The 10,429-nt window shown below is 59.8% G+C and carries 9 protein-coding genes and 2 pseudogenes; 9 read left to right on the top strand and 2 right to left on the bottom strand.

Annotated features, from left to right (window positions below):
- Nucleotides 1-150 precede the first annotated feature (150 nt).
- Nucleotides 151-915, bottom strand: a complete 765-nt coding sequence (locus tag JL39_RS03680) for an IclR family transcriptional regulator (protein ID WP_037146381.1) — start codon at nt 913-915, stop codon at nt 151-153.
- A 191-nt stretch (nt 916-1,106) separates the two neighbouring features.
- Here JL39_RS03680 and JL39_RS03675 point away from each other — a divergent pair, with 191 nt between their 5' ends.
- The 9 genes and pseudogenes from JL39_RS03675 (at nt 1,107) to JL39_RS03635 (ending at nt 9,187) form a co-directional block, all read left to right on the top strand.
- Nucleotides 1,107-2,192 (top strand): amidohydrolase family protein, encoded by a 1,086-nt coding sequence (locus tag JL39_RS03675; protein WP_052182643.1) that lies wholly within the window; start codon nt 1,107-1,109, stop codon nt 2,190-2,192.
- A gap of 16 nt (nt 2,193-2,208) precedes the next feature.
- The gene (locus JL39_RS03670; protein ID WP_037146379.1) at nt 2,209-3,312 is read left to right on the top strand and encodes an amidohydrolase family protein; all 1,104 of its coding nucleotides are present in this window, start codon (nt 2,209-2,211) and stop codon (nt 3,310-3,312) included.
- The gene (locus JL39_RS03665) at nt 3,299-3,727 is read left to right on the top strand and encodes a Rieske 2Fe-2S domain-containing protein (RefSeq protein WP_037146377.1); all 429 of its coding nucleotides are present in this window, start codon (nt 3,299-3,301) and stop codon (nt 3,725-3,727) included. The genes JL39_RS03670 and JL39_RS03665 overlap by 14 nt, the downstream gene beginning before the upstream one ends.
- Before the next feature lie 81 nt (nt 3,728-3,808).
- Nucleotides 3,809-4,819 carry a TRAP transporter substrate-binding protein DctP gene (gene dctP / locus JL39_RS03660; protein WP_081952695.1) on the top strand — a complete coding sequence of 337 codons (1,011 nt, stop codon included), beginning with the start codon at nt 3,809-3,811 and terminating at the stop codon, nt 4,817-4,819.
- A 56-nt stretch (nt 4,820-4,875) separates the two neighbouring features.
- Entirely contained in the window at nt 4,876-5,394 is a 519-nt protein-coding gene (locus JL39_RS03655) for a TRAP transporter small permease subunit (RefSeq protein ID WP_037146372.1), read from the top strand.
- Nucleotides 5,387-6,703 (top strand): TRAP transporter large permease, encoded by a 1,317-nt coding sequence (locus tag JL39_RS03650; protein WP_037146370.1) that lies wholly within the window; start codon nt 5,387-5,389, stop codon nt 6,701-6,703. Before JL39_RS03655 ends, JL39_RS03650 begins: the two co-directional genes overlap by 8 nt.
- Before the next feature lie 106 nt (nt 6,704-6,809).
- Nucleotides 6,810-7,133, top strand: a complete 324-nt coding sequence (locus tag JL39_RS03645) for a 2Fe-2S iron-sulfur cluster-binding protein (protein ID WP_037146368.1) — start codon at nt 6,810-6,812, stop codon at nt 7,131-7,133.
- A gap of 1,031 nt (nt 7,134-8,164) precedes the next feature.
- Nucleotides 8,165-8,427 (top strand): annotated as a pseudogene (locus tag JL39_RS03640) (IS110 family transposase); the annotation flags it as partial.
- 14 nt (nt 8,428-8,441) lie between these two features.
- Nucleotides 8,442-9,187, top strand: a pseudogene (locus tag JL39_RS03635) (IS6 family transposase).
- Nucleotides 9,188-9,326: 139 nt separating this feature from the next.
- Here the strand turns inward: JL39_RS03635 and JL39_RS03630 are convergent.
- A complete protein-coding gene (locus tag JL39_RS03630) occupies nt 9,327-10,424 on the bottom strand; it encodes an ABC transporter ATP-binding protein (protein ID WP_152601034.1) in 1,098 nt (365 codons plus the stop codon).
- Nucleotides 10,425-10,429 lie beyond the last annotated feature (5 nt).

Raw genomic sequence — 10,429 nt, 5'->3', positions numbered from 1 at the left:
CCTCCTTGAGCAAAAGCAATGGTCATGGACGAAGCCGGCCTAACAATCCGTGCTCAACCCCGGAGAAGTTACCGGTTTCTAAGTATATCGAATCTACCAAGCAAGAAATTTGGCTGCATGCTCCAGCCGCAAGGCCCGCCGCGTCCAATCTCAACCGTGAGCGAATTCGCGCTTCATCTTGAAACCCAGTTTCGCTGAAATCTCAGCGGCTGCCTTCGTCAGCTGGGGCGCGATCGCTGCGATGTCGCCGGCGGTCATCCGCATCGACGGAGCACGGATAGCGATGCTGCCGGTGACGCAGCCAGCACTGTTCCAGATCGGCGCGCCAAGGCCGCACACGCCTGTCGAATATTCCTCGTTCTCGAAGCCCCAGCCGCGCTCCCTTATCGTTTCCAGTTCCGCCTTCAGCGCCTCTGGATCGCCGATCGTATTGGCCGTGTAGGTCTTCAGGCCACCGCCGAGGAGACGCTCCAGCAGCGAGGGATGATCGAAAGCGAGCAATGTCTTTCCGGCCGCCCCGCAATAGAGCGGGATCTTGCGGCCGATCTCGGATACGACCCGCACCTCACGGGTGCATTCCTTAATCATTTCAACGACGTTGAACAGGTCATGCCGCCCTGAAAGCAGCACTGTCTCGTTCACCTGCCGTGCCAGTTCCTCGAGGACCGGTTCCGCAACCCGCAGCACTTCCAGCCGCGAATGCTGCAGGCCGGCAATGTCGCGCAGGCCCGGACCGAGGCTGTAGAGCTTCGAAGCGAGGTTCTGCTCCACCCATTGTGCGCGCATCAGCGTCTTGAGGATGCGATGCGTCATTGCCTTGTCCATGCCGGTGGCACGAGCCAGATCGGTGACCCCCCATTCCGGCTTTTCCTCGAATTTGTGGACGAGCGTAATGGCTTTTTCGACAGCGCGCATAAATTCACCTGCAGATTCGACTCGTGTTTCAATATAGACAACAACTAAGGCGAATTGCAAGAATATACATCCAATACCAATTGACGATTGCCATTTCTCTGCTAGGTTTACGGTTAATTGGAAAACGGGAAGAGCCGTTGTTGACTATATAGGAACATAATGTCGATGACGGATCAGAGAGGAGGATCCTGTTGGACGCAGTTCTCGAAAAGGCGAAGCCTGCTGACGCCGGCACCCTTGCAGGAGCGATCGATTGCGATGTGCATCCGCGTGCGCCCTATACGCGCGAGTTGATGCCTTATTTCGACGCGCATTGGACCGATACGGCCAGGCATCGCGACATCTTGATGCGGGAATTGACCTCCTTTCCGCCGAACGCACCGTTGATGCGTAGGCCAGACTGGGGCGTGAAGGGTGAATCCGGTGCCTCGCTGGAAACCCTGCAGGAGCAGATCCTCGATCGCTGGAAGCTCCGGGCGGCCATCCTAAACCCGGTGTTTTCCGGCGGCATGATGCACGATCCTTTCCTCGGGGAGGCTCTCTGCCGGGCTCACAATGAGTGGATCCGCGAGGCTTGGCTCGACAAGGACGATCGGCTGCGGGCCTCTATCGTTACCAATATGGGCCGCCCGGAAGCGGCGGCTGCAGAGATCGATCGGGTGGCCGTGGACCGCCGTTTCGTGCAGGTCATCATTCCGGTCCAGACCGAAATTCCCATCGGCCGCGCCGTCAACAAGCCGATTTTCGAGGCGGCGGTCCGGCATGGCCTGCCGATCGGCCTGCATGCCGGCAGCATGTTCCGCAATGCACCGTCGCAGAGCGGTTTCTATTCGACCTTTACCGAGGATTACACGGCGCATATCTCCGCCTTCACGGCGCAGGTCGCCAACCTCGTAGCCGAAGGCGTATTCGCCGATTATCCGACGCTCAAGATCGTGCTGATCGAATCCGGCGTCACCTGGATGCCGCCCTTCATGTGGCGTTTCTCCAAGGACTGGCGCGGTGTACGCAACGAAGTGCCTTGGGTCGACCGCAGCCCGGCTGAGATGATGCGCGACCATATACGCCTGACTGCACAGCCATTCGACGCGCCGCCACTAGCGGTTGCCAAGGTCATGCAGCAGTTCGGCTCTAACGACATGCTGCTCTTTTCCTCCGATTATCCCCATTGGCATTTCGACGGCGATGCGGCGGTACCGGAGGGCATGCCGGCGGACCAACTGCGGAAGATGCTCGTCGACAACGTGCTCGCAACCTATCCGCGCCTCGGCGCGTGACATCGGGAGGTGTGAAATGAACGAGGCCGTAAAGATATCAGCCGCCGGCGCCCGCGCTCACGCAAGGCTTGAGCTGATTGATTGCGACATCCACCCCTATCCGAAGACAAGGGCCGATCTCTACCAGTTCCTGCCCAGGGAATGGCGGGAGCATGTCGAGACCTACGGAGCTCGCGGGTCGCAGCCGTTCCTCGGAATGATGCATATTCCGCGTGTGCAGCAGAACCGGCTGGATTCCATGCCCGAAGTCGGCCCGGCCGGCTCGGACCTGAAGCTAATGCAGGAACAGCTCCTCGACTTCTATGATATCCGCTACGGCATCCTGCAGCCCTTCGGGCCGGGCGGTGGCGGCAATCTTCTCCATCCGGGCCTTGCCAGTGCTATATGCTCGGCGGTCAACGAATGGCAGACGGCATATTGGCTCGATCCGGAACCGCGGCTGAGAGGCTCGCTGCTCCTGCCGCAGGAAGATATCGCGGCATCCCTGAAGGAGATCGAGCGCCACGCCGGCAACAAGCAGTTCGCCCAGATCGTCCTGCATGCTCGCTCCGCCGAGCCGCTCGGCAAAGCAAAGTACTGGCCGATCTTCGAGTCGGCGGAGCGGATCGGCATGCCGGTCGCAATCCACTCCTCCGGTTATGGCCAGTACGCGCCATCGGGCGCGGGCTGGATGTCGTTCTATATCGAAGAGCACCATTCCTACGCCCACACGATGCAGACAGCGATCATCAGCATGATCATGGAAGGCGTCTTCGAACGCTTTCCGAAGCTGAAATTCGTGGTGGTCGAAGGCGGCTTCGCCTGGGCGCCGGCACTCGGCTGGCGTCTCGATAAGGTGTGGACGAAGAACCGCAGCGAGGTGCCGCATGTGAAGCACCCGCCGTCGGACTACATGCGCAGCAACGTCTGGTACGCCACCCAGCCTGTCGAGGAGCCGGAAGTGGCGAGCCAGATCGGCGACATCATCGACTGGATCGGGCAGGACAAGTTGCTGTTTGCGACCGACTATCCCCACTGGGACATGGACGACCCGCGCTACGCTTTTAAGTTCCCGCTCGACAAGGAAACCCAGGCCCGAATTTTCTCGGCCAATGCCAGGGAGATCTATGGTTTTGCGTGAGCGCGAGAAGCATGTAGTCGCCCGGGTCCACGAAGTCCAGCCCGGCAAGCCTCTGGTGCGCCAGGTCAAGGGCCGGCCGATCGGGATTTTCAACGTCCACGGCGAATTCTATGCGCTGCACAACCGCTGCCCCCACCAGGGAGCGGATCTCTGTCGCGGCCGCATTACCCATCTCGTGCAGGCCAAGCGGTCGGGCGAGATCGAGACCAGCCGAAGCGGCGAAATCCTGAAATGTCCATGGCATGGCTGGGAATTCGATATCCGCACCGGCCAGTCCTGGTGCGACCCTGGCTCCATGTATGTGCGCCAGTTCGGCGTCAAGGTAGAGCCGGGCGCGACGCTGGTGAAAGGTCCTTACGTCGCCGAGACATTCCCGGTGACCGTAGAGGAAGATTACATCATCGTGGAGATGTAACGGCCAGCGAACGTCGAGAGGGGACGGCGCCGGACAAGTGCGGGGAAGCCCGCGTCAATCGAGGAGGCAAGGGAGGAAATCATGTCTCGTTATCGAATGAACAGCGGATTCTTGGGAGCCGCAACCGCGGCAATCATGTCGTTTTCGATGATCAATGCCGCGCAGGCTGCCGAAACCCTGCGCATGCTGATGCCATGGAACCAGACGAGCGCCGGCAACATCGCCGTCGGCGATTTTCTGATGAAGACCATCGAGAAGGACACGGGCGGCGAGATCAAGATCCAGAAATTCGACAACGGCGTCGTACCGCCGTTTGAGCAGCTTGAGCCGGTCATGAGCGGCGTCTTCGATCTGCACTATACCAATCCGGCCTATCATGCCGGTGATACCGTGGTCGGACAGATCATGGATACGGTGGTGGCCGATGCGGAAAAGCGACATTCCTCCGGCCTCTGGGACATGATCGACAAGGCTTATCAGAAGCGCAACCTGAAGCTGATCGCAGCAGGTCCATCAACGGGCTTCCAGTTCCTCCTGCGGAGCGACCTCAGCGCCGACGGCACGCTGTTGGGCATGAAGATCCGTAGCAATCCCGCTTATGACGGCACCATCCGAGCCTTGGGCGGAGCCCCAGTCCAATTGCCGGTCAATGAAGTCTACACTGCAATGGAAAAGGGCCTGATCGACGGCACCGCCTTCCCGGTCCACGGGGTTGTTTCGGCCAAAATGGGCGAAATCTCCAAAGTCCAGGTCCGCCCGACCTTCGGCCAGGGCACGGCGCTGGTGGTGATGAACCTCGACAAGTGGAACAAGTTGTCACCAGACCTTCAGAAGAAGATGCTGCTGGCCGGTCGTCACTTCGAGGAGCAGTGCCTCAAGGTCGTCGCGGATATCGCAGCGGCGGATGAAGCGGCGCTGGTCAAGCAGGGTGCCGCCCTCAAGATGCTGACCCCGGACGCAGCCAAGAAGATCAACGTCTACTACAACCAGGCAATTTGGGACCAGACGATTAAGAACGGCGGCGCCGAGGCCGAGGCACTGGTCAAGTTCGTGAAGGACAACAACCTCGTCTATACCGGCCCCGCCTCGTGACATCGTCGAGCGTCGCATCGTTTGCGACGCTTCTCCCTAAAGCGTGAGGAGGTCCCATGTCTGTTTTTTCGCAGCTCGCAAAGCTGCATGACTCGGTGACGCATTTCGGTGCCAAGATCGCCGCGGTCTTTGTCGCCATCATCAGCCTTCTCTATTGCAGCGAGGTGGTGACCCGGTATTTCCTGCATTCTCCGAGCAGCTGGACGGCGGCGGTGGCGATCTATCTGATGCTGGGTACGGTCCTTCTGATGATGCCGTATCTGGTGATGGTCGAGGACCATGTCTCGGTCTCGATCGGCAACTACCTGCCGCCGCGCGCAGCCTATATCCTGGCCGTCGGCGTGCTTTTCACCTGTATCATCGTTTGCGGCATCTCAACCTATATCTCCGCCGAGGAAACCCTGCGTGCCATGCGCCGCGGAGTAAAGACGACCGATACGCTGTTCATCCCCAAATGGTGGCTGCTTGCGCCGATCGTTTACGGCCTCGGCAGTTCCACGTTGCATTTCTGCCGTCATTTCGCACGGCTTCTCTCCGTCAAGACAGCGCCGAGCGCCGAGGTGTCACTTGCTTAGCCTACCTTGGTACCTCACGCTCAGCGGCGTTTTTGGCTCGGTCATCCTGTTGACTTTCGCCGGTCTGCCGGTCTTCGTCGTCTTCCTGCTGATCAATGTGGCCGGTATCGTGTTCATCCTTGGGCCGTCCGCATTTGGCATGTTTTCCAACAGCCTGGTCTCGACGCTGACGAGCGAGGCCTTTATCGCCGTGCCGCTGTTTCTGCTGATGGGCGAGATGCTGTCGCGCTCGCGGGCGATCGACGAACTCTACGACGCCTTCGACGCGATGCTCGGTCAGATGCGTATCCGGCTCTATGCGCTCTGTACGCTTGTTGCGACAGTCATGGGCACCGTGTCCGGATCCGCCATGGCGGATGCCGCCATGCTCGGCCGGTCGATATACCCCGGCATGGTTGAGCGCGGTTACGACAAAAAAATGTCGACGGGCCTGATCCTCGCAGGTGCCACGATCGCACCGATCATTCCACCAAGCGTCCTGACTGTGGTCCTGGCGGCGCTGGCGAATGCGTCGATCGCCCAGATGCTGGTCGCCGGAATCCTGCCCGGCCTGCTGCTGGCCACCCTCTATATCGCCTATGCCTATATCCGGGTGCTGATCGATCCCTCAAAGGCGCCGCCGCTCGATACCACGATCCACCGCACCGTCGGCGACCGGATTCGTGGCCTTGGACGGATGTTCCCCTTCGTTTTCGTGATGCTGGCGGTGATCGGCCTGATGCTGGCAGGGATTGCAAGCCCGACCGAAGCCGCCGCGATGGGCGTGCTCGCCACTGTCTTCGTCTCGCTTTGGCTGCGCAGCTTCAGCTGGGCGATGATCTGGGTATCGATGATGGGAGCCGCCAAGATTTCCGGCTCCGTCTTCGTCATCATCATGAGCGCCAACCTGTTTGGCCAACTCCTGTCCTTCACCGGCGCCACCGAGCATATGGTGACGATCGTCGAAGGCTGGAACATGGCGCCCTGGCTGGTCTTCCTGATGCTGATGGGCATCACGCTGCTTGCCGGCATGTTCCTCGGTGCCACCGAATGGATGCTGATCTCGGTGCCGGTCTTCTCGCCGATCATTGCGGCGGTCGGTTTCGACCCGATCTGGTTCTGGACTCTCTACCTGATAAACGTCGTCACCGGCGGCATGACGCCACCGTTCGGCATGACCATGTTCGTCTTCAAGGCAGCGGTCCCGGGCAGCGACATCATCGATATCTACAACTCGACCTGGCCGTTCGTGGCGGTGATCCTCTTCGGCATCCTGATCATGTCGATCTTCCCGCAGATCGTATTGGTCCTGCCACAACTAATGCGGTGACCGGGACCAGCCTAAACGACCGCTGCCGCCGAAAACGGGGCGGGTGGTGTTTCGCATGCCTCAATCGAAGCAGGCAGGCGCAAGCGGATGTAATGGAGAGCATAACATGCCAAGGATCACCTATATCGAATTCGGCGGCAGGCAACATGTCATCGACCTGCCCAATGGCGTCTCGGTCATGGAAGGTGCACGCGACAACGGCATACTCGGCATCAGAGCCGATTGCGGCGGCGCCTGCGCCTGTTCCACCTGCCATGTCTACGTCGATCCCGGCTGGATGGACCGGCTGCCGCCGCCGGGGCCAATGGAAGAGGATATGCTGGATTTCGCCTACCAGCCGGATCCGGCCCGCTCGCGCCTGACCTGCCAATTGCGCGTCTCAGACGACCTTGACGGCCTAGTGGTGAGCATGCCAGAGGCGCAGAGCTAGCGATCGTCGCGGTCGCTCGAGAACTCCGTCGTTACGTTGGCGATGCCCCTGCTGTGGTGTAATAGCCTAGAATGCCACCTTCCGCGCCCTGGTCTGCGAGCTGGCGCGGATCAAATTCTGTTGCCGCTTTGATCTAACCCATTTGGGGGATTGCCGCTCTCTAAACGCCGTGGAAGGAAGGATTTGTGCGCTCAGCGACTTCTGTTGATTCATTTGGTCGATTTGTCGTCTCTGGCAGACGTTTCCGCAACGACGGAACGCTAAGCAAGATGAGTGAGACGATGAGTACGTCCTGGAGCGCACGGTCGGAAATCGCGGCTAGAGTTCTCAGCAAGTCGAGAAAACCGTATACAGGCACGCTGGGCTCTTGAAGGGTATCCATCCGAGCAAGACCGCCTTGTTCGATTGAGGAATTGCCGTTGTTTTCGTGAGGCTGGCGTTTCGCCACGTTGCTAACCACCAGGATAACGACGTGTCTATTCATAATCTTGAGATTTTACCCGGGAGTGTGCGGCGTCGGAAATTCGGCCGGGCCCGATAAAGAGGCAATTGTTTCGGAAACATTGAACGGCGACACGACTATGGCAGACGTTGCTCGTCACCACGAAATTGAAGTGAGCGCCGGAAGCCTCTGTATTTATCGACTGGATCGTCGGGCGGATTTTGTGAATCCGCCCGATTCCATCAGCTTCGATTTTATGATTCAACATGGCAGGAGGACTTGCCATGTCTCGCGCCTATTCTTTGGGCCTTCGTCAACGGATTGTTGATGCGATATCGGAAGGCAAGTCGCGGCGAGCGGCCGGCTGCTTTCAAGGTTTCGCCCGCCACGGCGGTGCGGCTCAAGCAGCGGTCGGATCGAACGGGCTCGGTCGAGCCGTCGCGGCGAGGACGGCCCAGCGGCGTCGGCAAATAGGGCCCTTACCGGGACGACATCATCACCAAGGTGGAGGCGCAACCGGATATAACCATGCCCGACCTGGCGACGTGGCTGGAAGATCGTCATGACGTGAAGGCCGATCGCCTAGCATAGCGGGACGATCAATTGGGAACAAGGTGTCTCGAAGGCGGGCATCCGGAACTGAGGACAACATTGATCCAGCTGTCCTGGCTGTGGTTGTGGCATCAGCCAGCTTCGGCGCTGACGAAATGGTTCAAGGCTCGCGTTGAACGCAACGGCGGGCGCATGAAGAAAACGGCCATTGTCGCGCTGGCACGCAAGCTGCTTGTTGCGCTTTGGAAATACCCGAACTCCGGGGTCGTGATCGAGGGCGCCATCGTGGAAACCGCATAGCATCGACACGGGTGATGTCACGTTACTGGCGACTTAAGGGTTGAAGGCTAAGCCGGCGCCATGAACCCGTCGATCATCAGCTACAAAAAATCATCGTTTTCCACCGCAGATCATTGCCCATGCCGTGTGGCTTTATTTCCGGTTTCCTCTGAGCCTGCGGCTGGTCGAGGAAGTGCTTCTGGAGCGCGGCATCGTCGTCTCCTATGAAACGATCCGGCGATGGAGCAGTAAGTTCGGTGCTGCCTGCGCAAAGCAGTTGCGATGAAAGAAGCCGTCGCGAAAGGACACCTGGGTATCTGGACGAGATGGTGATTTCCATAGGTGGCCAGAAACACTGGCTTTGGCGAGCTGTCGACCAGCACGGATATGTTCTCGATGAAATCGTACAGGCTCGTCGTGACATGAAGGCTGCCAGGCGATTGCTGGTCAGGCTGCTGAAGAAGCAAGGCCTCACGCCGAAGCGGATCATTACCGACAAACTGCGCTCATATGGAGCGGCAAAGCGGGATGTGATGCCTACGGTCGAACATCGATCGCATAAAGGCTTGAACAATCGCGCGGAAAATTCACACCGGCCGCTGCGAAAGCGAGAGATGCAAGGCTTCCGATCCGCCGGCGGATTGCAACGATTCATCGCGGTCTTTTCGGCAATCAGAAATCACTTCGTCCCGTCACACCAGAAGCATTCCGCCCTCGCCACCCACATTCATCATCTCCGCGCAATGGCCCAGTGGAGGCCGTAACCGGCGCTGCTGCCTGAGTTCAACGGCAAGCCCTTCACCCGACTTCAGTCAAACAACGTGACATCACCGTATTGGGAGGCCTGTTCGTATCGGTTGTCGCCGCCGGATGAGCGGCAACCGGCGCGCCGCCCGGCACTGCAGACAACCGATCGATCCTCAAGGCATTCTCGGCACCGCATGCGCCTGTTCAAATAGCACGTTCACGGTCTGGCCGATGTTGATCCGGTTTGCCTCGGATGTCGGCCGCTCGGCGCGCATCTTCTCCACTCCGGGGATCTCGATGTCGAGTAGCACGGTCGTTCCCTGGTAGATCTTGTCGGTCACCTTGCCGAGCGTGCCCGTTTCCGGTCCTGTTTCAGTGGGGGCGCGGATGGCGATGTGCTCGGGGCGGACGCAACACCAGATCTCCGGACCGGTGACCAGCGGGGATACCGTCGCCAGCCAGATCGACAGCCCGGCGCCCTGCACATGTGCCTGCGGATCGGTGCCGATGCCGGTGATGGTTGCCTTCAGGAGATTGTTGGCGCCGACGAACCTCGCCCCGAATTCGGTGGCGGGCGTCGAATAAAGATCGACGGGCGTGCCGACCTGGTCGATCTGCCCGGCATTCATCAGAACGATGCGGTCGCTCATGACCAGAGCCTCCACCTGGTCGTGAGTAACGAAGACGGTCGTCTGGCCTGCCTTCCGCTGGATGTCGCGCAGGTCGATCCGCACCTGTTCGCGCAGCTTGGCGTCGAGGTTGGACAGGGGTTCATCGAGCAGTACGAGATCCGGCTCGAAGGCGAGCGCCCGGGCGACGGCGACACGCTGCTGCTGCCCGCCGCTCAGTTGCTCCGGGCGTCGCTCGGCGAGGCCTTCCAGGCGCACAAGGGCGAGGAGCTCATCGACCCGTGCAGCCTTCGCGGTGTTGCTCCAGCTCCGCATTCGCAGGCCGAAGGCGATGTTTTCTACGACCGTCATATGCGGGAATAGCGCGTAATTCTGGAAGACGAGGCCGATATTGCGCCTGTTGGCCGGCAGCATGTCGATGCGCCTGTCGCCGAAACGGATCTCGCCGGCATCCTGCGGTGTCAGGCCGGAGAGTATCTTCAGCGTCGTCGACTTCCCGCAGCCGCTCGGGCCGAGGAAGGTGACGAACTCGCCGGCCTCGATATCCAGCGAGAAATCCTTGAGGGCCACGAAGGCGCCGAACGACTTACGGATATGGCTGATATGCACCGGCTGGGAGCGGCTGCGGTCTGGCAAGTTCATGATGA

It is taken from the genome of Rhizobium sp. YS-1r (assembly GCF_000757525.1).
GTDB lineage: Bacteria > Pseudomonadota > Alphaproteobacteria > Rhizobiales > Rhizobiaceae > Neorhizobium > Neorhizobium petrolearium.
The sequence above is the reverse complement of the archived record's forward strand: the minus strand, read 5'-3'. Positions and strand labels throughout refer to the sequence as shown.